The organism is Nocardioides sp. NPDC054178, assembly GCF_055585005.1.
The window spans coordinates 788,780-811,884 of sequence record NZ_JBVJKY010000001.1 but is presented as its reverse complement, the minus strand read 5'-3'; the positions used below and the strand labels follow the sequence as shown (position 1 = coordinate 811,884).

25 protein-coding genes and 1 tRNA gene are annotated in these 23,105 nt (G+C 68.8%); 8 read left to right on the top strand and 18 right to left on the bottom strand.

Annotation, left to right across the window (positions count from 1 at the left end; translation table 11 throughout):
* Window positions 1–3: 3 nt before the first annotated feature.
* Genes ACZ6WN_RS03960 through ACZ6WN_RS03940 form a run of 5 tightly spaced genes read right to left on the bottom strand, consistent with a single transcriptional unit; the run spans window position 4 to window position 5,599 of the window.
* Entirely contained in the window at window positions 4–1,233 is a 1,230-nt protein-coding gene (locus ACZ6WN_RS03960; RefSeq protein ID WP_465862827.1) for an acetyl-CoA C-acetyltransferase, read from the bottom strand.
* Window position 1,234: 1 nt separating this feature from the next.
* A complete protein-coding gene (locus tag ACZ6WN_RS03955; protein WP_465862826.1) occupies window positions 1,235–2,392 on the bottom strand; it encodes an acyl-CoA dehydrogenase family protein in 1,158 nt (385 codons plus the stop codon).
* Window positions 2,389–3,204, bottom strand: coding sequence for an enoyl-CoA hydratase/isomerase family protein (locus ACZ6WN_RS03950; protein WP_465862824.1), 816 nt, complete (start codon window positions 3,202–3,204; stop codon window positions 2,389–2,391). Before ACZ6WN_RS03950 ends, ACZ6WN_RS03955 begins: the two co-directional genes overlap by 4 nt.
* A gap of 24 nt (window positions 3,205–3,228) precedes the next feature.
* Window positions 3,229–4,422 carry an acyl-CoA dehydrogenase family protein gene (locus ACZ6WN_RS03945; protein ID WP_465862823.1) on the bottom strand — a complete coding sequence of 398 codons (1,194 nt, stop codon included), beginning with the start codon at window positions 4,420–4,422 and terminating at the stop codon, window positions 3,229–3,231.
* Window positions 4,415–5,599, bottom strand: a complete 1,185-nt coding sequence (locus ACZ6WN_RS03940) for a CaiB/BaiF CoA transferase family protein (RefSeq protein ID WP_465862822.1) — start codon at window positions 5,597–5,599, stop codon at window positions 4,415–4,417. The genes ACZ6WN_RS03945 and ACZ6WN_RS03940 overlap by 8 nt, the downstream gene beginning before the upstream one ends.
* A gap of 121 nt (window positions 5,600–5,720) precedes the next feature.
* Here ACZ6WN_RS03940 and ACZ6WN_RS03935 point away from each other — a divergent pair, with 121 nt between their 5' ends.
* The 3 genes from ACZ6WN_RS03935 to ACZ6WN_RS03925 are packed head-to-tail and all read left to right on the top strand — an operon-like array spanning window position 5,721 to window position 8,237.
* Window positions 5,721–6,569, top strand: coding sequence for an HpcH/HpaI aldolase/citrate lyase family protein (locus ACZ6WN_RS03935; RefSeq protein ID WP_465862821.1), 849 nt, complete (start codon window positions 5,721–5,723; stop codon window positions 6,567–6,569).
* Between the two features lie 40 nt (window positions 6,570–6,609).
* Window positions 6,610–7,347, top strand: coding sequence for a 3-oxoacyl-ACP reductase FabG (fabG, locus tag ACZ6WN_RS03930; RefSeq protein ID WP_465862820.1), 738 nt, complete (start codon window positions 6,610–6,612; stop codon window positions 7,345–7,347).
* A complete protein-coding gene (locus ACZ6WN_RS03925) occupies window positions 7,344–8,237 on the top strand; it encodes an HTD2 family dehydratase (protein ID WP_465862819.1) in 894 nt (297 codons plus the stop codon). Before fabG ends, ACZ6WN_RS03925 begins: the two co-directional genes overlap by 4 nt.
* On the opposite strand, the gene ACZ6WN_RS03920 is transcribed toward ACZ6WN_RS03925, so the two are convergent.
* The 6 genes from ACZ6WN_RS03920 to ACZ6WN_RS03895 all read right to left on the bottom strand — a co-directional run bounded on the left by ACZ6WN_RS03920 (window position 8,227) and on the right by ACZ6WN_RS03895 (window position 13,354).
* The gene (locus ACZ6WN_RS03920) at window positions 8,227–8,922 is read right to left on the bottom strand and encodes a nitroreductase (RefSeq protein WP_465862817.1); all 696 of its coding nucleotides are present in this window, start codon (window positions 8,920–8,922) and stop codon (window positions 8,227–8,229) included. The two genes, ACZ6WN_RS03925 and ACZ6WN_RS03920, sit on opposite strands and share 11 nt — an antisense overlap.
* Before the next feature lie 200 nt (window positions 8,923–9,122).
* Window positions 9,123–9,509 (bottom strand): nuclear transport factor 2 family protein, encoded by a 387-nt coding sequence (locus ACZ6WN_RS03915; protein WP_465862815.1) that lies wholly within the window; start codon window positions 9,507–9,509, stop codon window positions 9,123–9,125.
* A gap of 71 nt (window positions 9,510–9,580) precedes the next feature.
* On the bottom strand, window positions 9,581–10,708 hold the full coding sequence (locus ACZ6WN_RS03910) for a low temperature requirement protein A (protein ID WP_465862814.1): 1,128 nt from the start codon (window positions 10,706–10,708) through the stop codon (window positions 9,581–9,583).
* 105 nt (window positions 10,709–10,813) lie between these two features.
* Complete coding sequence (locus tag ACZ6WN_RS03905) at window positions 10,814–11,194, bottom strand: DUF2255 family protein (RefSeq protein ID WP_465862813.1); 381 nt, start codon at window positions 11,192–11,194, stop codon at window positions 10,814–10,816.
* Between the two features lie 138 nt (window positions 11,195–11,332).
* Window positions 11,333–12,247: an alpha/beta hydrolase gene (locus tag ACZ6WN_RS03900; RefSeq protein ID WP_465862812.1), complete on the bottom strand. Its 915-nt coding sequence runs from the start codon at window positions 12,245–12,247 to the stop codon at window positions 11,333–11,335.
* A 168-nt stretch (window positions 12,248–12,415) separates the two neighbouring features.
* Complete coding sequence (locus tag ACZ6WN_RS03895) at window positions 12,416–13,354, bottom strand: alpha/beta hydrolase (protein WP_465862811.1); 939 nt, start codon at window positions 13,352–13,354, stop codon at window positions 12,416–12,418.
* Between the two features lie 193 nt (window positions 13,355–13,547).
* Between ACZ6WN_RS03895 and ACZ6WN_RS03890 the strand changes: the two genes are divergently transcribed.
* On the top strand, window positions 13,548–14,426 hold the full coding sequence (locus ACZ6WN_RS03890; protein WP_465862810.1) for a helix-turn-helix domain-containing protein: 879 nt from the start codon (window positions 13,548–13,550) through the stop codon (window positions 14,424–14,426).
* Window positions 14,427–15,609: 1,183 nt separating this feature from the next.
* On the opposite strand, the gene ACZ6WN_RS03885 is transcribed toward ACZ6WN_RS03890, so the two are convergent.
* The 7 genes from ACZ6WN_RS03885 to ACZ6WN_RS03855 all read right to left on the bottom strand — a co-directional run bounded on the left by ACZ6WN_RS03885 (window position 15,610) and on the right by ACZ6WN_RS03855 (window position 20,889).
* A tRNA-Ala gene (locus ACZ6WN_RS03885) sits at window positions 15,610–15,682 on the bottom strand.
* A gap of 54 nt (window positions 15,683–15,736) precedes the next feature.
* Window positions 15,737–16,555, bottom strand: coding sequence for a divisome protein SepX/GlpR (sepX, locus tag ACZ6WN_RS03880; protein ID WP_465862808.1), 819 nt, complete (start codon window positions 16,553–16,555; stop codon window positions 15,737–15,739).
* A gap of 100 nt (window positions 16,556–16,655) precedes the next feature.
* A complete protein-coding gene (locus tag ACZ6WN_RS03875) occupies window positions 16,656–17,255 on the bottom strand; it encodes a GNAT family N-acetyltransferase (protein WP_465862807.1) in 600 nt (199 codons plus the stop codon).
* A 12-nt stretch (window positions 17,256–17,267) separates the two neighbouring features.
* Window positions 17,268–17,744 (bottom strand): MogA/MoaB family molybdenum cofactor biosynthesis protein, encoded by a 477-nt coding sequence (locus ACZ6WN_RS03870; protein ID WP_357336960.1) that lies wholly within the window; start codon window positions 17,742–17,744, stop codon window positions 17,268–17,270.
* 79 nt (window positions 17,745–17,823) lie between these two features.
* Window positions 17,824–18,294, bottom strand: a complete 471-nt coding sequence (gene moaC, locus ACZ6WN_RS03865; RefSeq protein WP_465862805.1) for a cyclic pyranopterin monophosphate synthase MoaC — start codon at window positions 18,292–18,294, stop codon at window positions 17,824–17,826.
* Window positions 18,294–19,502 carry a molybdotransferase-like divisome protein Glp gene (gene glp / locus ACZ6WN_RS03860; RefSeq protein WP_402995537.1) on the bottom strand — a complete coding sequence of 403 codons (1,209 nt, stop codon included), beginning with the start codon at window positions 19,500–19,502 and terminating at the stop codon, window positions 18,294–18,296. The genes moaC and glp overlap by 1 nt, the downstream gene beginning before the upstream one ends.
* Before the next feature lie 10 nt (window positions 19,503–19,512).
* Complete coding sequence (locus ACZ6WN_RS03855) at window positions 19,513–20,889, bottom strand: UTP--glucose-1-phosphate uridylyltransferase (protein ID WP_465862803.1); 1,377 nt, start codon at window positions 20,887–20,889, stop codon at window positions 19,513–19,515.
* Between the two features lie 23 nt (window positions 20,890–20,912).
* Here ACZ6WN_RS03855 and ACZ6WN_RS03850 point away from each other — a divergent pair, with 23 nt between their 5' ends.
* The 4 genes from ACZ6WN_RS03850 to ACZ6WN_RS03835 all read left to right on the top strand — a co-directional run bounded on the left by ACZ6WN_RS03850 (window position 20,913) and on the right by ACZ6WN_RS03835 (window position 23,098).
* A complete protein-coding gene (locus ACZ6WN_RS03850; protein ID WP_465862802.1) occupies window positions 20,913–21,530 on the top strand; it encodes a 5-formyltetrahydrofolate cyclo-ligase in 618 nt (205 codons plus the stop codon).
* A 59-nt stretch (window positions 21,531–21,589) separates the two neighbouring features.
* A complete protein-coding gene (locus ACZ6WN_RS03845) occupies window positions 21,590–21,859 on the top strand; it encodes an FmdB family zinc ribbon protein (protein WP_465862801.1) in 270 nt (89 codons plus the stop codon).
* A gap of 161 nt (window positions 21,860–22,020) precedes the next feature.
* Complete coding sequence (locus tag ACZ6WN_RS03840; protein WP_465862800.1) at window positions 22,021–22,680, top strand: SAF domain-containing protein; 660 nt, start codon at window positions 22,021–22,023, stop codon at window positions 22,678–22,680.
* 67 nt (window positions 22,681–22,747) lie between these two features.
* Window positions 22,748–23,098 carry an MscL family protein gene (locus tag ACZ6WN_RS03835; protein WP_465862799.1) on the top strand — a complete coding sequence of 117 codons (351 nt, stop codon included), beginning with the start codon at window positions 22,748–22,750 and terminating at the stop codon, window positions 23,096–23,098.
* Window positions 23,099–23,105: the final 7 nt, after the last annotated feature.

Here is a 23,105-nt window from a genome sequence, read left to right as displayed (position 1 = left end):
GGGTCACGCGCTCCGGAACGTGGCGGCCATGCCCTGGCCACCGCCGATGCACATCGTGGCGAGGCCGCTGCCGCCGCCGCGGCGCTTCAGCTCGTGGAGCATGGTGGTGACCATCCGGACGCCGGTGGCGCCGATCGGGTGGCCCAGCGAGATGCCGGACCCGTTCACGTTGAGGCGGTCCTCCCACTGGGAGGGGTCGTTCCACTTCCAGCCCTCGAGGACCGACAGCGCCTGGACGGCGAAGGCCTCGTTGAGCTCGACCAGGGTCAGCTCGTCGAGGACCTCGCGCGCGGATCTGCTCTGTCGCGCGGCGAGCTTCTCGAGCGCCGGGACGGGCCCGATGCCCATCCGGGCCGGGTCGCATCCGGCCGCGGCCCAGCTGTCGAGGTAGCCGAGCGGCTCGAGCCCGAGGGCCTCGAGCTGGTCCTCGGCGACGACCAGACAGGCGGCCGCGGCATCGTTCTGCTGGCTGGAGTTGCCGGCGGTGACCGTCCCTTCGCGCATCAGGGTGCGCAGACCGGCGAGGCTCTCGGGGGTCGTCGAGGGGCGGATCCCCTCGTCCTGCGCGAACACGACCGGGTCACCCTTGCGCTGCGGGACCTCGACCGGAACGACCTCGTCGGCGAACCGCCCGGCAGCCCAGGCTTCGGCGGCCCGGCGGTGGCTGCGGGCGGCGAACTCGTCGGCGGTCTCGCGGCTGATGCCGTAGTCGCGGGCGAGGTTCTCCGCGGTCTCGATCATCCCGGAGATCTTGCCGAAGCGGGCCTCCGGCTGGGATCGCTCTCGTCCTCTGTCGAGACGGTCGTAGAGCGACACGGTGCCCGCACGGGCGCCCCAGCGGTTGGTCGTGGAGTAGTACTCGATGCGGCTCATCGACTCGACCCCGCCGGCCAGGACGACGTCGGCCGCTCCGGTCTGGACCATCATCGCCGCCGAGGTGAGGGCCTGGAGGCCACCGCCACAGCGACGGTCGAGCTGCATGCCCGGCACCGAGATCGGCAGGCCGGCGTGCAGTGCGACCCAGCGGCCGATGCACGGCACCTCGGAGCTGGCGTAGGACTGGGCGAAGACGACGTCGTCGATCCGTTCGGGATCCACGCCGGAGCCGTCCACGACCGCGCGCACCACGGTCGCAGCGAGGTCCTCGACCGGCAGGTCACGCAGCGAGCCTCCGAACGTGCCCACCGGCGTACGCAGCGGGCTGACGATCGCAGCCCTCCTGATCTCTGCCATGTCAGCGTCCCTTCGAGCGAGCGACCAGCTGGGCCGCGATCACGTTGCGCTGGATCTCGTTGGTGCCCTCGCCCACGATCATCAGCGGGGCGTCGCGGAAGTAGCGCTCCACGTCGTACTCCTTGGAGTAGCCGTAGCCGCCGTGCACCCTCACCGCGTCGAGCGCGATCTGCATGGCCGCCTCCGAGGCGAAGAGCTTGGCCATCCCGGCCTCCATGTCCGCGCGTTCCCCGCGGTCGAGCTTCTGGGCCGCGTCGGCGGTCAGCAGGCGGGCCGCCTGGAGCTTGGTGACGCTGTCGGCGAGGTAGTTGCCGACCGACTGGTGCTTCCAGATCGGCTTGCCGAACGACTCGCGGACCTGGGCGTAGTCGACGGCCGCGTCGAGCGCTGCCTGGCCGACGCCGAGCGCGCGGGAGGCGACCTGGATCCGGCCGACCTCGAGACCGCGCATCATGTGGCTCCACCCCTGGTTGGGTACGCCGCCGAGGACCGCATCGGCGGGGACGACCGCGCCGTCGAAGACGACCTCGCAGGCCTCGACCCCCTTGTAGCCGAGCTTCTGGATGTCCTTGGAGATCTCGACACCGGGGACCTTCTCCACCAGCACCACGCTCATGCCGCCGTGCGAGGGGCTGACGCTGGGGTCGGTGATGCAGAGCAGGCCGATCAGGCCGGAGCGGCGGGCGTTGGAGATCCAGGTCTTGGTCCCGTTGATCGTGTAGCTCTCGCCGTCGGCGGATGCCGTCGCGGTGGTCCGCATCGCCTGGAGGTCGCTGCCGCCTCCGGGCTCGGTGAGCGCCATCGTGGCCCGGAGCTCGCCGGTGGCCATCAGCGGGAGATACTTCTCCTTCTGCTCGTCCGTGCCGAAGGTGCGGACCAGGTAGGAGATGACGGAGTGGCCGCCCATGGCGCCGGCGAGGCTCATCCAGCCGCGGGCGAGCTCCTCGGTGACCCGGGCGAAGCACTCGGTGGAGACCTCGATGCCGCCGTACTCAGCGGGGACGAGGAGTCCGTAGATCCCCATCTCCTTCATCTCCGCGATCCACTGCTCGGGATACTCGTTGGCCGCCTCGACCTCGCGGACCTCGGGACGCACCCGCTGGTCGACCCACTTGGCGACGAGGTCGATGATCTCCTGCTCGTCCTTGCTGATGCTCATGCCCGGGTCCTTTCGATGTTGATGAAGTCAGGCGTACGACGCTCGCGGTGGGAGGCGAGACCCTCGACGACCTCGGGGCCGCCGAAGCCGTAGAACTCCAGGGCGAGCGAGTGCTCGAAGATCGGCGCGGCCAGCGAGCGGTACCAGCCGTTGAGGGACTGCTTGGTCGCCCGGATCGCCTCGGCGGCCCCGAGCGCCAGGTCGCGGGCAACCTCACGCGCGGTGTCGAGCAGGTCGTCGGCGTCGACGCAGAGCGAGACCAGGCCGATCCGCTCTGCCTCCTCACCGTTCAGCGGGCGACAGGTCATCAGGTAGTACTTCGCCTTCGCCATGCCACACAGCAGCGGCCAGCAGATCGCCGCGTGGTCGCCGGCCGCGACGCCGAGCCGGGTGTGGCCGTCGATGAGCTGAGCGGTCTTCGCGACCACCGACACGTCAGCGAGCACGCCGGCCACCAGGCCGGCCCCGACAGCCGGCCCGTGCATCGCGGAGACGATGGGCTTGCTGCAGTCGAGGACGTTGTAGACGAGGTCACGCGCCTCTCTCATGGTGCGGCTGCGGTTCTCCCGGTCGTCGATCAGGCTCTGTACGAGCTCGAAGGACCCGCCGGCGGAGAAGGCGCGGCCCTCGCCGCGGAGCAGGATGGCGCGGACGGCGGGGTCGCGGTCGAACTCACGCCAGACCTCGGCCAGCTCGCCGTGCGCCGCGTCGGAGACCTGGTTCATCGGCGGCGTGTCGAAGACGAGCTCGATCACGCCGTTCTCGTCGGGGCCGTCGATCCTCAGGTTCGGGAAGCGTACGTAGCGGGACATCTGTTCTCCTGGTTCGTGATCGGGTCAGCGGCCGTTGACGGGTTCGCCGGCACGTTCGCGGCGCATCAGCTCGCGCCCGACGATGAGCTTCTGGATCTCCGTGGTGCCCTCATAGAGGCGCAGTAGCCGGGCGTCGCGGAAGAGGCGCTCGACGGTGGACTCGCGCATGTAGCCGCTGCCCCCGTGGGTCTGCACGGCGAGATCGACCACGCGGCCGGCGCTCTCGGTCGTGAAGAGCTTGGTGGCGGACGGGGCGAGCCGGCGGTCCTCGCCGGAGACGTAGAGCCGGGCCGCCTCCCGGGTCATCTGCTTGCCGGCCATGGCGAGGGCCTTCTGCTCGGCGACCATCGCCTGCACGAGCTGCTGGTCGCCGGTCGGCCTGCCGCCCTGCAGGTTCACCGCGGAGTAGCGCACCGACTCCTCGAGCGCCCGCTCCATGACGCCGACAGCGAGCGCGGAGATGTGGACGCGACCACGCGCGAGGACCGACATCGCGGCACGGAAGCCGGTGTCGATGTCGCCGCTGATCAGCGCGTCGTCGGGAACCTCGACGTCGACGAAGGTGAGGTCGGCGGTGCTGGCCCCCTCCTGACCCATCTTCCTGTCCTTGTTGGCCACCTCCAGGCCCGGGGTCTCGGCGGGCACGAGGAAGACCGCGATCCGCGGCTTCTCGCGTTCCTCGACGACCTTTGCGAAGACGACGAAGAGGCCGGCCAGCGGGGCGTTGGTGATGAAGCGCTTGTTGCCGTTGATCACCCAGCCGCCGTCGACCTTGCGGGCCGACGTACGCATGCCGGAGGGGTCGGAGCCGGCCTCGGGCTCGGTCAGCGCGAACGAGGCGATCACCTCACCGGAGGCGAGCCGGGGCAGCCACGCCTCCTTCTGCTCCGGCGTTCCGTAGCCGACGAGCACCTGGCCGGCGATGCCGTTGTTGGTGCCGAACAGCGAGCGGAACGAGAGCGAGGTGTAGCCGAAGTGGAAGGCGAGCTCGACGTCCTGCGCGAGATGCAGCCCGAGGCCGCCGTACTCCTGCGGGATCGCGTAGCCGAACAGGCCCATCTCCGCAGCCTTCTTGCGAAGGTCCTCCGGGATGGTGTCGGTGTCGGCGATCTCCCGCTCCCGCGGAACCACCTCGTCGCGGACGAAGGTGCGCACCAGGTCGAGGATCTGGGCGAACTCCTCGTCGTCGACCTGGCTCACGATCGGGCTGTCACTCATGGGGTCCTCCTGCAACGGCCGGGTCGGCCTGGATCTGGGTCTGTGCGAATTCGGCACGGATCGCGTTGGTGTGCTCGCCGAGGGCGGGGACCGACCCGGACCGGAGGGTCCAGTCGGTGCCGACTGCGGGGTGACGCAGGGCCGGCACCGGACCGTCGGGGGTGCCGACCTGTCGCCACCGGTCACGCGCGGTCAGCTGGGGGTGCACGGCGAGGTCGCCGACGAGGTTGAACCGCGAGTTGCCGATCCCCGCCGCGTCGGCGAGCTCCTGGATCTCGGCCAGGGGAAGCGTCGAGGTCCAGGCGGAGATCGCGTCGTCGAGATCGGCTCGCTCCGCGACGCGGTGGTGGTTGTGCCGGTAGCGCTCGTCCTCGGCGAGCTCCGGGCGGCCGATCAGCCCGGCCAGGCGGTGCCACTCCTTGTCGCTGGTGGTCCCGAGGACGACGGTCTGGTCGTCGAGGGTCGGGTACGCGCCGTACGGGGCGACCATCGGCGATCCCATGCCGACCGGCTGAGGCTCGACGCCGCCGTGGATCACCTGATTGAGGGCGAAGCCCATCATCTCGGCGACGACGTCGAGCATGGCGATCGGGATGACCGCGCCCTGGCCGGTGCGCTCACGGTGGTAGAGCGCGGCGAGGATGCCGGAGTAGGCGTAGAGCGAGGTGCCGACGTCGGCGAGCGGGATGCCCGACTTGGCCGGCCGGCCGGGCCATCCGGTGGTGGCGCACGAACCGCCCTCGGCCTGGATCAGCAGGTCATAGGCACGCTTGTGGTCGAGCGGACCACCCGTGCCGTAGCCGGAGACGTCGACGATGATCAGGCTCGGGTGACGCTGCGTCAGGTCGGTGGGGGCCAGCCCGAGGCGGCCGAGCGCACCCGGAGCCAGGTTGCTGACGAAGACGTCGGCCTTGGACAGCAGCCCGGTGAGCACCGAGAAGTCGTCCGGGTCGGTCAGGTCGAGAGCAGCGGACTCCTTGCCGTGGTTGAGCCAGACGAAGTGAGCCGACATGCTGCCGTGCACGACCCGGTCGTAGTGGCGCGTGGAGTCACCGCCTCGCGGGTTCTCCACCTTGATCACCCGGGCGCCGAGATCGGCGAGATGACGGGTGCAGAGCGGCGCCGAGATCGCCTGCTCGAGCGATACGACGGTCACGCCGTCGAGTGGCGCGCTCATCGCCTGCTCTCCTTGCCCCTGGTCGGGAGTCCCTGACAGTCCATGGCTAGCACTTTATATTATATTGGGATCAGCAGAGAAGGGCTCGACAAGACATTCTTTGTATTATATAAAATTTGTCATGTCCTCCGAGACCACTACTGCCCTGCTCCGCGCGGCGACCGCCCGCACCTGGCTGTTCGTCCCGGGCGATCGGCCCGAGCGTTTCGACAAGGCCGCCGCCAGCGGCGCGGACGTGACCGTGCTCGACCTCGAGGACGCCGTCTCCCCCGCAGCCAAGGACAGCGCCCGAGACCACGTCGGCGCCTGGATCTCCGAAGCCACCGGCCCGGTCGCCGTACGCATCAACGCCGTGGGTACGTCGTGGCACCGGGCCGATCTCGCGGCTCTGGCCGCCACTGGGCCGGTCCTGGTGATGCTGGCGAAGGCCGAGGACCCGGCCGAGGTAGCCGCGGTCCTGGATTCCCTCGCACCCGGATCCGGCGTGGTCGCCCTCATCGAGACCGCGCTCGGCGTCCTGCGCGCGAGCGAGATCGCGACCGTCGACGGCGTCGCCCGCCTCGCCCTCGGCAGCTACGACCTCGCCGCCGAGCTCGGCGTCGACCCGGACCACGCTCCCGCGATCGACAGCAGCCGTACAGCCCTGGTCCTCGCCTCCGCCGCCGCCCGGATCGCCGGGCCGGTGGACGGCGTCACCGGCGACGTACGCGACACCGCACGGCTGACCGCGGACGTCATGCGATCGGCCGCTCTCGGCCTCACCGGCAAGCTGTGCATCCACCCCGCTCAGGTGGCGCCAGCCGCCGCGGCGCTCGCGCCGAGCGCCGACGAGGTCGCCTGGGCGGAACGCATCCTCGCCGCGGCCGATGCCGCCGAGCACGGCGTCGTGGTCGTCGAGGGACGCATGGTCGACGCACCGGTCATCGCGCGCGCCCGACGTATCGCCGCTTCCAGCCACCTCTCCAGCTGACCGAACACCTCACCCGCAACCACCCAATAGGAGCACCACCATGGGCCTTCTCGACAACAAGACCGCGGTCATCACCGGCGGAGCGCAGGGCATCGGCCTGGCGATCGCCGAGGCGTTCGTGGCCGAGGGCGCACGCGTCGTCATCGCAGACCTCGACGGCGCGGCCGCCGAGACCGCCGCCAAGGGCCTCGGCGACGGTGTGGCGATCGGCGTCGCGTGCGACGTCGTGTCCGCCGACGAGGTCGGAGCCGCGCTCGAGACGGCCGCCGCGACCTACGGGGCGGTCGACATCGTCGTCAACAACGCCGGCATCACCCGCGACGCGACCATGCGGAACATGACCGAGGAGCAGTTCGACCAGGTCATCGCGGTCCACCTCAAGGGCTGCTGGAACGGCACCCGGCTCGCCGCCGCCCGGATGCGCGAGCAGCGCGCCGGCTCGATCATCAACATCTCCTCGCTGTCTGGCAAGGTCGGCATGGTCGGGCAGACCAACTACTCGGCCGCGAAGGCCGGGATCATCGGCCTCACGAAGGCCGCCGCCAAGGAGATGGCCCACCACGGCGTACGCGTCAACGCGATCCAGCCCGGCCTGATCCGCTCGGCCATGACGGAGGCGATGCCGCAGAAGGCCTGGGACCAGAAGATGGCCGAGATCCCGATGGGCCGCGCCGGAGAGCCGGCCGAGATCGCCTCGGTCGCGGTCTTCTACGCCTCCTCGCTCTCGTCCTACATGACCGGCACCGTCGCCGAGGTCACCGGCGGGCGGTTCATGTGAGCACCGACGCCACCCCTTCCGTGCCGCAGTTCCCCGGCTGGGAACCGCATCCGGTGATCACCCGCGAGACCGTGGACCCGTCGGCGGTCATCGCCCTCAGCGCCCTCCTCGACTCCGGCTCCCCCCTCCCCGGGGTCGGGGAGGTGCTTCCACCGCTGTGGCACTGGGTGGCGCTTCCCCGCTGGTCCCCCAGCTCTGTGCTCGGCGTCGACGGCCACCCGCGGCGCGGTGACTTCCTCCCCCCGATCGACCTGCCGCGGCGGATGTTCGCCGGCGGCGAGGTCGTCCTCCACGGCGACCTGCGCGTCGGAGCGCAGGTGGAGCGCGAGGCCGTCGTCGAGAGCGTCCAGGTCAAGGACGGCCGCAGCGGCCGGCTGGCGATCGTGCAGACCAGGACCTGGCTGCGGTCACTGGACGGGGAGCCGCTCCTCGAGGAGCGGCAGGACATCGTCTACCGCCCCGCCGCGGCCCCGGTCGCCGACGCCCCCTCGGCGACCGCTGCCTCCGCCTTGGTCCCCTCGGGTCCGGCAGTCGTCGCGGACGGACCCGGGTGGCGCCTCGTCACCGACCCGACCCTGCTGATGCGCTTCAGCGCGGCGACGGCCAACGCCCACCGGATCCACTACGACTGGCCCTACGCCACCCTCGTCGAGGGCTACCCGGGTCTTGTCGTCCACGGCCCGCTGTCCACGCTCGCCCTCGCCGAGACGCTGCGCCTGGCCGAGCCGGAACGGCCCGTCCGCCGTCTGGCGCACCGGCTCACCGCTCCGCTGTTCTGCGGTCAGCCGGCAACCGTGACGCACGTACGCCGCGACGCGGACGTCGAGGCGCGGCTCACCACGGTCGACGACACCCAGGTGGCGGCGCTCACCGCCACCTTCAGTCGATGAAGGATGCAGCGTCGGCGACCGAGGCGCGGCTCGTACGGAAGCCGTTCACCGGGTCGTCGAGGTCGGCATAGCCGAAGCTGATCGCGCACACGATCAGACGGTCGTCCGGCAGGTCGAGGAACTCGCGCACGTGGGGCGAGTGCATGGCGATGGCGGCCTGGGGAATGGTCGCCACGCCGACCGAGGTCGCCGCGTTGATGAAGTTCGCGACGAACCCGCCGCAGTCGACCGCGCCGTAGACGCCCTGGGTGCGGTCGGTCGTGACGACCGCGACGTGCGGGGCGTCGAAGAATCCGTAGTTGCGCAGGTGCTGGGCATCTCGCCGCTCGACGTCCTCTCGGGTGATACCGAGGCTGGCGTACAGCTTGAGGCCGGCTTCGCGCCGTCGTTCCTTGTAGACGCCCAGGTAGCCGCCGGGAGCGGGAAGGTCAGGTGCGGGATCCGCGTCGGCGACATAGCCGAGCAGGCTGTCCGCGAGGCGTCGGGTGGCTTGGCCGCGGGTGACGTACACATGCCAGGGCTGGGTGTTGCACCAGGACGCGGTCCGTTGCGCCAACGTCAGGATCTGGTCGATCGTCTCGTCCGGAACGGCGTCAGGAAGGAACGCGCGGCAGCTCCAGCGCGACTCCAGGATGCCGCGGATGTCCTGCGGCGCAACAGTGTCCGGGGCGGTTCGGGTGTTCATGGCGGCGCTCCTCAGTTCCAAGGTATTTCATATTTTATGCTATCAGGGGTGACGGTCTGCCGCCCGAGGCGTCCGCAACCGGTTCACCACTACTGCGCGAACTGAAGATCAGCGAGGCCGATCCGGTCCCCGTCGAGGGTGAAGTCGAACACGGCGCGGAAGCCGCCGGTCTCCCCCTGACTCACCTGGACAAGGATGACCTAGCCAGATCCCGAGGTCTCGGTGATCTCGACCAGCTCGACGTCGTAGTTCATCAGCTCGACCGTGGCGAACTCCCTGATGGCGGCTCGCCCCTCCATCCGGCGGCCCGCATCGATGAGGACGCCTTCCTCGGGGAAGGTCGCGGCGAAGCCATCGGCGTCGTCGGCGTTCCACGCGCGGAGGAACTCGGCGACGACCGGCAGCAGATCGCCGGGAGACTCCGCCGAATCGGGCGCCTCGGTCGAGCGCGAGGCCACGGCGCTCGACGGCGACCCTTCCTCCCCGCTCGCACCAGACGCCTCGCCACCCGATCCGCACCCGGCCAGCGCCAGCAGGAGGAGGGCGACCACGACGGGTACGGTGCGGAGTGGCGGCAAGGACATCATGGTCGAGACGCTAGGCATCTCCCCGCGACCGATCCAGACGCTCCCAGTACCCCGTTCAGGGCGGCGAGGACTCAGGCGTCCTCGTCGATCGGCCGCCGCCACACGAGAACGGCGACGGTGGCGATGAGGATGACCGCGGTGAGGGCGAAGGGCACCGGGGTCAGCGGGTCGACCAGCACCAGGAGCCCGGCCGTCGGGACGACGACGTTGACCACCCGATCCGCGTTTGGCCTGATCGCCAACACCCAGATGCCGAGGATGAACACGGCCAGGGGGATCGTGTAGGCGAGCGACGCGTACGGCTGGTGCAGCTCGCTGTGCCCAGTGAGGACGTCGATCTCGACCTCGATGCCCGCGGAGAAGGCACCCGCGGCGGCGAAGATGAAGAAGTGGCCGTAGCCGTAGGCCAGCGAGCTTGCGAAGCTGCTGATGGCTCGATGGTGGGGCGGCCAGAAGTAGATCCACCACAGCGCCGCGGTCGCGATCAGGGCGAGCGCGGCGATGGCGATGAGCGGGCCCAGCTCCTCGCTGTCGTGGAGCGCCTCGATGATCGCGTTGGCCGAGGCGAGCAGGCTCTCTCCCAGGACGATCAGGGTGAACAGGCCGTAGCGCTCGGTGATGTGGTGCGGGTGCCACGGCGTGTTCCCCGTGCGCTCGGCGACGATCGGCACCGCAAGCTCGGCAGCGATCAGCACGACAAGAGCGACCGGGAACATCTCGGCCGGCAGCAGCAGCGAGACCAGCCACAGGATCTGGACCAGCGAGATACCTGCTGCGTAGATGATCGTCGCCCGGCGGGACGGACCCGCCCAACGAGAGGCACGGCTCCACTGGGCCACCAGGGCGAGGCGCATCACGACGTACGCGAAGATGAGCACCGAGTAGTCGTGCTTCTCGAACGCCGGGCCGATCCCGGAGGCCAGGACGAGCACGCCACCCATCTGGACGATGGTCAGGACCCGATAGAGCCAGTCGTCGTTGTCGAAGGACGTGGCGAACCAGGTGAAGTTCATCCACGCCCACCAGATCCCGAAGAACACGATCCCGTAGTTGACGATCCCGTCCAGCACGTGGCCCTCGGTGAGTGCGTGGTGCAGCTGCACCGCGGCGATGCTCACCGCGACGACGAAGACGAGGTCGAAGAACAACTCCAGCGTCGAGGCCGTTCGTCCGTCCTCCTCGGGGTCGCGCGGCCTCATGGGAACGAGTCGGAAACGGGATTCGGCTCTCATTGCTACCTCTCTACGTCCGAGTGTCCCGGAGGCCGAGCACGGCCCTTCGGGACACTCGTCCAACGGGTGCGGTCAGTCCTCGGGAACGACCTCGAGGGTGTTTCGTCGAACAGGCTCGGTCGACATCGTCACCGAATACTGGCTGCTTGCATACTTCTGGAAGAAGGACGCGTCCACAGCCTTGTTGGTCTCCTCGTCGTCGGCCGGAACCACGACGAAGCGCACCTGCTTCGTCACTCCGCCGGCCGAGATCCGGCCGCGACCGGTCTCGAGGGCTGGGCCGTACCACTTTCCAGCGGTGCCGTTGTAGGAGCGGATGAAGATCCGGTCTCCCACCGGGACCGACCAGATGTCGACGGTCTTCGGGGTGGTGCCGTCGGGCAGCGTCGCACCTACGGTGAAGTAGGTCTCCGCGTTGATGCGATCCAGCTCGTCCTTGGTCCAGGAACTCATGTCATCCTTCTTTCCAGTACGGGGGTTGGCGGATTACCGGCCGGCAGCTCAGCTGAAGGCGGCGATGATCCGGCTGACCGGGTCCGGAGGCGGGCACGGGGCGGCTCCTCCGATCTGGATTCGCCGCCCCGAACAGCCTCAGAGCTTGGCGGTGAAGAACGGGCCGAGCTGCGAGACGGCCTCGGCAACCTCCTTCTCACCGTCGTAGAGGGTCATGTGGTTGGCCCCGTCGACGATGTAGAAGGACTTGTCGGTGCTCGCGGCCCGCTCGTACAGGTCGTCGCTCATCCACTTCGACCCAGCGTCGCTACCAGCGATGCAGAGCAGCGGCTGGGTGAAGAACGCCTCAGCCTTGTGGAAGGCGTCGTAGGTGATGATCTGCGACAGGCTCCGGGTCGTCATCCAGCCCGGTGCGTTCGGGTGCTCGCAACGGGGAGTGTGGTAGTACTCCCATGCCTGGCGGAGCTCCTCGTTCGGAGCGTCCTCCTCGCGCAGCGGAGCCAGCGGGAACTGGTTGTCCTTGCCGGCCGCGTCGGTCGTGCGGGCCTCGGCCCCCATCGCGAGGACCGGCGCCGCGTCGGCGTCCTTGACGTTGTTCTCCCAGCCGTTGCGGAACATCTGGCCGATGTTGACCAGGCTCACCGTGCCGACGGCCTTGATCCGCGGGTCATTGATCGCCGCGTTGGCGGTGTAGCCGGCACCGGCGCAGATGCCCATCGCGCCGATCCGGTCGTTGTCCACGTACGACAGCGTGGTCAGGTAGTCCACGACGGCGCTGACGTCCTCGGTGCGGATGTGCGGGTTCTCCAGCTGACGAGGGGTTCCGGTGCTCTCGCCCTGGAACGACGCGTCGTAGGCGACCGTGACGAACCCGTGCTCGACGAGCTGGCCGGCGTACAGGCCCGCGGCCTGCTCCTTCACGCCACCACCAGGGTGGGAGACCACGACGGCCGGGTAGGCCTTCGACTCGTCGAAGTCCGGGGGGAAGTTGATGACGGCGGCCAGCGTGGTGCCGTAGCCGTTCTTGGTCTGAATCTCGATGCTCTCGCTCATGACTCTCCTTGTAGGCGACGCAGTGTCGTTGTGGGTCGGTCCGCATCTGGCGGACCCGGCTGCGTCGAACAGTTCAATCCTGTGTCGCGGTCGAGAGGTGAGGAAGGTTCCGTTGGCACCCCCCTCACCCTGCCTCGACCTGGGGTGGTTATCGAGTGTGAGCAGGGCTCACAGGTGGGTGCCGAAGAAGTCCACGGCGGCCTCGACGGCCTGGCGCGTGGGCTCCGGCTGGTCGTAGAGGTCGTAGTGGGACGTGTCTTCCACGACGACGAGTCGCTTGTCGGTCGAGGCCGCCCGGCCGTAGATCTCCTGGCCGTCCCGGTAGGCGCCGAAGCCGCCGGGCTTGTCACCGATCACGACGAGCAGCGGCTGGGTGAGGAGCCGCTCGGCCCCGAAGAAGGCGTCCCAGCCGATCGCGTTCGCGCGACGCGAGAACACGGCACTGGTCACGCCGTTCGCGGCCCGGCCACGGTCGGTCTTGTAGTAGTCGGTCGCCTCGAGCACGTCGATGTCGGTCAGGCCCGCTGCGCGGCCCTCCTCCACCGACGGAGGGAGGAAGCCGTCCACCCGTACGTCCTCGCCGCGCGCCTCGGCGGTGCGCTGCGCGGCCATCTGCTCCAGCGCCGCGACCGGGTCGTAGCCCGCGAAGCTCTCCCGGCTGAGCCGGCCGAAGTTCACGCCGGTGATGCTCGTGACGGCCTTGATGCGACGGTCGGTCATCGTCGCGTTGATGACGTACCCGCCACCGCCGCAGACTCCGATCCCGCCGATGCGGGCGGCGTCGACGTACGGCAGTGTGACGAGGTGGTCGATCGCGACGCGGATGTCCTCGACCCGCTGCGCGGGATCCTCGACACGCCGCGGCTGACCGCCGCTCTCACCCTGGTAGCTGGCGTCGAAGACCAGCGCCACGTAGCCGGCCTCGGCAAGCGCCTTGGCGTACACGTTGCCGGCAGTCTGCTCCTTGCAGCTACCGATGGGGTGCACACTGACGATCGCCGGGTAGGAACCGTTCGCGTCGAAGTCGCTGGGGAGGTAGATGGTCCCCGCCATGTCCCAGGCCATCCCCGGGGAGCCGAAGCTCACGGATTCGGTTCGTGCTGTCATCACATTTCTCCAGGTCGTTGCTGATGTCTGCCGAGAGACCGTTTGGTCGCCGATCTCTCGACGACCTCCATGCTTGACGCGCTCGCTCCATCGCGGAAGGTTCCGTTGGAACCCCTCACCCGGGCCACGGACAGTGCGCCGGGGGTTCTGTCAGAGCCTGGCTCGCGGCGCCAGGCGTTCGTAGCCTGGAGGCATGACGCTGAAGGACGAGAACGTGCGGGACTTCCTGGCCACGCGCCGCGCGAAGATCACCCCGGACATGGTCGGGCTCCCGACCAGTGGCCTCCGACGCGTGCCGGGTCTGCGCCGCGAGGAGGTAGCCATGCTCTCGGGGGTATCCGTCGACTACTACACCAAGATCGAGAAGGGCGACCTCACTGGTGTATCCGACGATGTCTTGGACGCCATCGCCCGCACGCTGAGCCTCGATGACGCCGAGATCAGCTACCTGTACGATCTCGCGCGCACCGCACGACGTCCCTCCCGCGCGCGCCGGCGGACAAACACGGTCACCGCCGTGCCACAGGGAGTGCAGCTGCTCATGGACTCGATGGTTCTGACCCCAGCGATCGCTCACAACGGGTGCCTCGACATGCTCGCCGCTAACGCACTGGGCCGGGCTCTGTTCGACGTCGTCTACAGCAGCCCGACCCGACGCTCGGCCACCGCTCCGCCCAACCTCGCCTCATTCGTGTTCCTAGATCCTGCCGCCAAGGGCTTCTATGCCGACATGGACGACGCGGCCTCCGTGTGCGTGCAGATCCTGCGAGCCCAGGCCGGCGCAACACCGCACGACAGCCACCTCACGCGGCTGATCGGCGAGCTTTCCACCCGCAGCGAGGACTTCCGTACGCGTTGGGCGACCCACGACGTCACACAGCACCGGGCGGGCAGCAAGACGATCCATCACCGCGAAGTCGGCGAGCTCGCCCTTCAGTTCGAGCAGCTGTCGATCGACTCCGCGCCGTCGATCATCCTCTCGACCTACATCCCGGAGCCCGCTTCGCCGACCGCCGAGCGGCTCCAGCTGCTCGCGGCGTGGTCGGCGACAGATGTGCCTTCGAGTCGCTGAACGGCTCGGGGGAGCCCGGGGACATCGTCACCGGAACGGCAACACCAAACACAAAGAACCCCGCCTGACCTCCTGCGTTTCCGCAGGTCAGGCGGGGTTCTTACTTGTGGAGCTGAGGGGATTCGAACCCCTGGCCTTCTAATTGCGAAGGCTTGTCGACCCTGATCCATGCGCTACGAGAGGCTCCCTAGCGTTGCATCAGTTGCCTGCCGTTGCATCCTCGGGGGGAATCGGGGGGAACGTTCGCGCGATCGTCCCCGACCCTGATCAGAGCCGTCAAGACTCATACGGGCCGCCCCGAAAGTACATACTCCTGTGCACTCGGGCGCGGTCGCCGCGCTCGTGGGCAACAGCGGAACGGTCAGCAGGCGCCGCCCTTTCCGCCAGCTTCCGCAGACTCTCAAAGCCGGCTTGTACCTCTGAACGATTCCTTGACGCCTTCATCCACACTGGCAGCCGAGCGAACATCGACCTCGTCGGCCGCGCGCCGCCACGCTCTCGCAATCGCGCTCCGACGTAGGCAGACAGTTCGTTGACGTGCTCCTCGTTATAAGCCCACAAGATGTGCCCGGCGCAACGAGTCTGCAACCACAGAGGCTGTCGGAAGAACGGATCCTCGCTTCCGCCTAGCACCGCACCGACCAGCCCTGCCCCCCGCACCTCGGGCTTCCAGTCGTCGGCAGCACCACACCCTCCACAAACCAAACGACGCGGCTGGAACAGAAGCTCGCTTGAATACTTGGGATCAGGAGTGCCTGGCCGGGGGACGACGAGAGCACGGCCCCCGCATCGCGGACAGACCACAAGGATCCGACTCGCGAACCGCGCCAACCAGCCTCCTGGGTCGTAGTGCCGGTCAGGATCAGTCTGCGGCCCCGTATTCATGAAGGACACCATCGCAGGTCGGCGATACGTGCAACTACAGGGTTCTTGTGTTCCCCGCCAGCACTTTCGACCAACGACCCCACGCAGACCCGCATCGAAGACTCATGCCCGATCTCCACTCGGAGACCCGCTGGCAGTTCGCGGGCGTCAGAGACCTCGGGCTCGAAGAGCGCGCAGGAGTTCGGTTGGCTCGCGGGAACGGCTCGGGGGGGGAATCTTTCCCGCAACGGCAGCACCAAACACAAAGAACCCCGCCTGACCTTCTGCGTTTCCGCAGGTCAGGCGGGGTTCTGATTTGTGGAGCTGAGGGGATTCGAACCCCTGGCCTTCTCATTGCGAACGAGACGCGCTACCAACTGCGCCACAGCCCCAAGCGATGAGAAACGTTAGCATCTCGTCGCCGGTGTTACCCAATCAGGATGGCCTCAGGAGCCCGTGGCGCGGCCGCGCGCCTCTTCGGCGGCCGCAGCAGCGGCGCGCTCGGCCTCCTCGGCCTGGCGGACGAGCTCGGAGTCGGCGGCGTTGCGGCCCGAGCTCCATACGCCGGTGGCGTCCAGGTCGATGGTGCGGACGGTGCGGCGCGGCGCGGCCTCCTTGGAGACGTACGTCGGCAGCGGCGTCTCCACCGGCTTCCAGGAACCCGCGGGGAGGTGCTCGCCGGTGTCGTCGTGCTCGACGACGGCCACCAGGTCGCCGGTGTCCTGGTCGATGTCGAAGGTGACCCGGGGCGGGGCGACGGGCTCGGGCTCGGGGATGTCCTCGGGGAACGGGATCCGTGCCCAGACCTCACGCTGGTGGCGCACGCTCAGCCGGCAGGTGACCAGCCAGGCGACGACCAGCACACCTGGGATCGCGATCCACACCGGGCCGAAGACACCGAAGCCGGCGAGCGCGCCGACCACGGCCAGGCCGAAGACAAGCACCCCCAGGACGATCGAACGGCGCTTGGCCGCGGCGCGAGCCGCGCGGCGGCGTACGGCCATCGGGACGGGTCGCGGAGCAGGCTCCGCGGTCGCGTCGTCGTCCACCTCGGACTTCTTCGGCGACTTCTCGGTCACCAGATCGCTGGAGTCCTTGCCGGTGGCCTCTCGCCGTGCGAGGATCCGGCGGGACTTGGAGATGGCGGCGCTGGCCCGGCTCTTGGTCCCGTCCTCGGCCGTCGCCGTCTGTTCGAGCGCTTTGGGCACCAAGTACACCGCCCACGCCACGGCGAGGGCGACGAAGATGAGTGCGCTCGGGTCCACGTTAAGAAGCGTAGGAGCCATTACCAGCCCGTAGGCGGACGTGCAGTGGTGTGTCGCGTGTGACTTGTGTGATTTCAGCAGGACACGCCGAGTCAATGCCTCATTCAGGTGACAAACCGAGCCTGACCAGCATTCCTTGGTGACATTCTTCAACCGTTATCGCGAAGATACGGTGATCTCTCCAGGCACCGTCGATATGCAGAAATCGGGGTGCATATCCGATCTCGTCGATGCCCAGTTTCTCCACGACGCGGAGCGAGTTGGAGTTCTCCGGCCGGATGCAGATCTCGATCCGATGCAGCCTCGCGGTGGTGAAACAGTGGTCGATGACCAGCGCCACCGCCAGCGGCATCACCCCACGGCCGGCGAAGCTCTGGTCGATCCAGTAGCCGATCGAGGCGAACTGCGCCGAGCCCCGCACGATGTTGTTGACCGTGACCTGACCAGCGAAAACACCGTCGACGTCGATCGCGAACGGATAGGTCACGCCCCGCTTGGCCTGGCGCCGAAGGCGACGTACGAGGCTGGCGAACGACGTGGGCCGCGCGCTCGAACCGGGCGGAACGGTCGCGTCCCACTGATGCAGCCAGGCCGCCGAGCGGCGGCGCGCCTCGGTCCAGGCGTTGGCGTCGGTGCGGTCGAGAGGGCGTAGGGTCACCGCGCCGTGGGAGAGGACGGCGGGCCAGCCGGGGTCGGTCATCAATGGCACCAATCAGTGATCACTGCCGACCGACTGCTCCACGGCGTGAAGCAGCACCGGACGGAGCACGTCGATCGCATCCTTCACGCCACCCCGGGACCCGGGAAGGTTCACCACCACGCACACTCCGATCTGACCGGCCAGACCGCGGGACAGTAGCGCCGTCGGGATCCCTTTGGCCACTCCGGCCGCCCGGATGCCCTCGGCGATGCCGGGGATCTCACGATCGAGCAGCGGACGGGTGACCTCGGGAGTGCGGTCGGTGGGGGTCAGGCCCGTGCCTCCGGTGGTGAGGACGACCCGCGCACCACCCTCCGCCGCGCGGGCGATCGCCTCGCCGACCGGGTCGCCGTCGCGTACGACCTCGGGAGGGCCGACCACGAATCCGAGCTCTTCCAGAAAGGCGACGAGGAGGGGGCCGGTGGTGTCCTCGTAGACGCCCGCCGAGGCACGGTTGGAGGCGACGACGACGGTCGCGTTCAGGCTCATCGGGCGACCTCCGTAGCGCAAGCGCCAGGATACGGACGCCGCCCGATGAGGTATTCGATGGTCGCTCGCTGGCGCTCGTTCATCGCTGGAACGTACCCGACTTTCCACCGGTCTTCGCCTCGACGCGGATATCGGTGATGACCGCGCGTTTGTCGACGGCCTTGATCATGTCGACCACGGTGAGGCCGGCGACGGCGACCGCGGTCAGCGCCTCCATCTCGACACCGGTGCGGTCGGTGGTCTTCACGGTCGCGGTGATCTCGACGGCGTCGTCGGCGACGCTCAGCTCGACCTTGACGCCCGAGACCGCCAGCGGGTGGCACAGCGGGATCAGGTCGGGGGTCCTCTTGGCGCCCATGATCCCCGCGATGCGGGCCACGGCGAGCGCATCGCCCTTGGGTACGCCCTCGCCGCGGAGCAGCTCGATGACCTCAGGTGCCACCAGCACCCGCCCGGATGCGGTCGCGGTGCGGGCCGTGACCGCCTTCTCGGAGACGTCGACCATCCGGGCCGCGCCGGTCTCGTCGACGTGGGTGAGTCGGTCAGCCATCAGAACTCCACATCCAGCTCGATCACGTCCACCTCGGCGTCCTTGTCCAGCGATGTCGTCTCCGGCGGGATGACGATCAGGCAGTTCGCGCCGGCCAGGTCGCCGATCAGGTGCGAGCCGGGGCCACCGATGGGCGACACCCCGGCGCGGGAGCCGTCGTACCAGCCGCGCAGATACTGCTCCTTGCCCTTCGGGGAGCGCACCGGGTGGGTGAGCGCAGCGCGGCGCGCGGGCCTGGCCTCGGGGGTCATCCCCATCAGCCGCCGCAGTGCCGGGAGCACGAAGAGCTCGAAGGAGACGAACGAGGAGACCGGGTTGCCGGGCAGGCACAGGACCGGAACCCGCTCCTCGCCGATCCGGCCGAACCCCTGCGGCTTGCCCGGCTGCATGCTAACCGGGCCGAACCAGACACCCTCCGGGGTCAGCGCCTCCTTGACCACGTCGTAGTCGCCCATCGAGACGCCGCCGGAGGTGACCACCAGGTCGGCTCGGACGAGCTGGTCGGAGAGCGCCGTCATGAATGCCCGCGGCTCGTCCGGGACGATCCCGACGCGGTAGGCGATCGCGCCGGCCCGACGAGCGGCGGCGGCCAGCAGGAAGGAGTTGCCGTCGTAGATCGAGTCGTGGCCCAGGGTCTCGCCCGGCTCGCGCAGCTCGGTGCCGGTCGAGAGCACCACGACCCGAGGACGCGGACGCACCGCCACCTGCGCACGGCCGACGGAGGCGATCAGGCCCAGATGGCGCGGGCCGAGCACCGTGCCCGCGGGGATGAGCAGGTCACCCTTGGCGACGTCCTCGCCCGCGTAGCGGACGTGCTGAGCCTCCTCCGGCGTCTGCCGGATCTCGACCTCGGCGACGCCGCGGTCGGTCCACTCGTACGGCACCACCGTGTCGGCCCCGGTCGGCAGCGGGGCACCGGTCATGATCTTCGCCGCCGCGCCCGGCGGCAGCGCCAGCAGCGAGGCCTGTCCTGCACCGATCTCACCGAGCACCGGCAACCGCACCGGAGCCTCGGCCGAGGCGGTCGCGACGTCGGCGTAGCGGACCGCGTAGCCGTCCATCGAGGAGTTGTCGAAGCCCGGCAGCGCGACCTCGGCATGGATGTCCTCGGCCACCGCCAGTCCTAGGCAGTCCATCAAGGGCTGCGGGTAGGCCGGCATCGGCTCGAGGTCGGCCAGGATTCGCTCGCGGTACTCAGCGGGGGTCACCCCGCCAACACTAGTCGGAGAGGACTGTGGCCGGAGCGACGCGTTCGGCGTCGGCGCCGTCGAGCTCGACCGCACCGATGACCTGGACGCCCTTGCCGAAGGTCCAGTCGCCGTTGACGGTCAGGGACCTCGCCTTACGCAACGACGGCGCACCTTCCGGGAAGCGCTCGTCGAAGTTGGCGACGTACTTGTAGTAGTCGCCGTCGAGGTCGATGAACGGCACCTCGTCGGCGACCTGGTCGAGCACGAAGTTCTCGCCGATGTCGTAGACGTCGGAGCGGAGGACGAGGAGATCGTTGGTCGTCTTGACCGGCACGAACCGGTCGCGGCCGACCTCGATCAGCTGGGAGCCCTCGAAGACCTCGATCGCGGCGCCCATGGCAGTCTCGATCTGGACCACCTTCGGGGTCTTCGGGTCGGCGGGGTCGACGGTCTTCTCGTTGCGGATCAGCGGCAGGCCGAGGATGCCGTCCCGCTCGGAGAGGACCTTCTTGAGCGCCTTGAGGTCGAACCAGATGTTGTTGGTCGAGCAGTACTTGTGGCGGCTGAGGTCCTGCAGCGCCACCTTGTCCTCGTCGCGGGTCTGCGCGGTCTCGCGCAGGATGAGACGGCCGTCGGACTTGCGGCGCGCGAAGTGACCGCCCTTGCGGTCGCTCGGCGTGCGGCGTACGGCCTCGATGGCGAAGGGGGCACCGGACTTGGCGAACCAGCCGGCGACCTTCTCGTCAGGGACGGCGCCGAGGTTGTCGGAGTTGGAGACGAAGACCCGCTCGTAGCCCTGCTCGATGAGCTGGTCGAGGAGGCCGGTGTCGAGCAGCGCGGTGTAGATGTCGCCGTGGCCCGGCGGGCACCACTCGAGCTCGGGGTCCTTCGGCCACTCGACCGGGCTCAGGTCGTCGACCAGCAGGCGCGGCTCGCGGTTCTGCAGGAACTCCAGCGGCAGACCCTCGACCGGCAGGTCCTGGTAGCGCTCGAGCGCGGCCAGGCTGTCCTCGGAGGTGCGGAAGGAGTTCATCAGCAGCAGCGGGAGACGTACGTCGTACTTCTCGCGCATGTGCAGGATCTGGCGGGCGATCACGTCCAGGAAGCTCAGACCCTTGCGCACGCACAGCAGCGACTTCGCGCGGTCCATGCCCATCGAGGTGCCGAGGCCACCGTTGAGCTTGATCACGGCGGTGGTCGCGATGGCGGCGTGCGCCTCCTCGTCAGTGACCTCGACATCGCTGATCGACGGGATGTCGACCGGCTCGATCGTGTCCTCCGGGATCATCCCGGTCTCACCGTGCTCGAGCTGGCGGTAGTAATGTGCGAAGGTCTGCACCGCGACGTCTTCCACGCCGGCATCGCGCATCTTCGCCATTGCCTTGGCCAAACCTGGGCTACCCATAGAGGAAAGCCTAGGCTGTCGTTGTGTCGGGTTCACACACCCCTCCGGGTTCTGATGGTCCAGCCCCCGCTGACTTCGTGGGGCGCAAGACTGCCTTACGTGACCAGTTGTTGACCACCCGGGGGCGCATCGGGCTCCCCCGCCTGGGTTCGCTGGCGCGCTCCCTGTCACAGGTGGTCACTGGTATTCCAGACGTACGCAGCGCCGCAACGGTTGCCCTCTACGTCTCGATCGGCACCGAACCGGGCACCGGACCTCTTATCGACGAGCTGGACGCAGCCGGGAAACGCCTCCTGCTGCCCTGCCTTCTACCGGACAACGACCTGGACTGGGCCGTCTACGACGGAGAGCTGGTCCGGGCGCCTCGGGGGCTGCTGGAGCCGGGCGGGGAGCGGTTGGGCGTCTCGGCGATCGCCGGCGCCGACGTCGTGCTCGTCCCGGGCTTGGCCGTCGACTCGCAGGGCCATCGGATGGGGCGGGGCGGCGGCTCCTACGACCGGATCCTGGCTCGGGTGCCGGCCGGAACCTTTACCTGCGCGCTGCTCTATCCGTGGGAGATCGGGGTCCCGGTGCCGGTGGAGGAGCACGACCGGGCCGTGGGTGCGGCCGCGAGCGCGGAGGGAATGCAGCGCTTCTCCTAGGCGTTCGCTAATATTGGCAGTCGCGCCCGTCGAGTGCCAGATTCTGTTCTAGGAGAAACGTGCCCACCTATCAGTACGCCTGCACCGAGTGCGGCCACGCCTTCGACCAGTTCCAGAGCTTCAGCGAAGCCTCGCTGACCGAGTGCCCCGAGTGCGGCGGCAAGCTGCGCAAGGTCTTCAGCGCCGCCGGCGTCGTCTTCAAGGGCTCTGGCTTCTACCGCACCGACTCCCGCTCCGGGTCCTCCTCGTCGACGTCCTCCACGTCCTCGACGACGTCGTCCTCGAGCACCTCCTCCCCGGCGCCCGCCACCTCCGGCTCCTCAGACTGAGGCCGAGGCGTCACGCGCGTCGGCCGAAGTGGCACCGCGGTGCCAGCTCGAACGACGCAGGTGACGTCTCGGCAGGTGGTTATCCACAGGTTTTCTCACAGGGAGTTCGTGGCTGTGGATAGCGAGATGCGGGAATCGCTGGAGCGACCTAGCGTGCCCGCATGTTCACTCGAATCACGTCCTTCTCCCGCCGCGTACGCCGCGGGGTCCTCGCTCATCGACGCCTGCTGGCGTTCCTGCTGACCGCCTCGGCGGTCGCGATCGGGTTCTCGGCCACCCGGCCGGACCCACCCGACACCTCGACGATGGCGGTGGCCTCCCGAGATCTGCCGGTCGGCACGGTCCTCACCGCCGCCGACCTCACCGACGTCGAGACCGACCCAGCCGGCATGCCCGCCGACCTGGCCGAAGCGCCGCTCGGTGAGCGGCTCGCGGCGCCCCTGCGGCGCGGCGAGCCCGTCACCGACGTACGTCTCGTGGGGCCGGAGCTGACCGAGGGACGCCCCGACCTGGTGGCCGTCCCGGTCCGGCTTCCCGACGCCGAGATGGCCGGGTTGCTCCACGTCGGCGACAGCGTCGACCTCTACGCCACCGACGCCGCCACGGCCGAGACCGCCCGGGTCACCACCGACACGCTGATCCTCAGCCTCCCGCAGGCCGCGGAGGCGAGCCGGGATGATTCCATGGCACAGGGAAAGACCGACGGATTTGGCGTCACGAACGCTTCGGCGGGGCGTCTGGTCATCGTCGGAGTCGCCGAGGACAGCGTCGAGGACGTCACATCAGCAGGGGTGGGTGGCTATCTCACCTTCGCGTACTGACGCCCAACGCACGCCACATCCGGGGTCTCCTTCACCTCACACAATGAGCAACAGGAGAAAGCAAGACATGAACGGCTTCAAGAAATTCCTGCTCCAGGGCGACCTGATCAAATTGGCGGTGGCCTTCATCATGGGCGCCGCCTTCGCGTCGGTGGTCACCGCCACTGTCGACGTCATCATGGACCTGATCGGCAAGCTCGGCGGCACGCCTGACTTCTCGAACTACGAACCGGGCGGTGTCAGCCTCGGAGCCTGGCTGACCGCGTTCATTTCCTTCCTCATCATGGCCGCGGTCGTCTACTTCATGATCGTGAAGCCCTACACCGCCGCCAAGGAGCGCTTCTTCCCGGAACCCGAGCCAGGCGAGACCGAGATCGACATCCTCAAGCAGATCCGCGACCGCCTCAGCGCCCGCTGACACATCC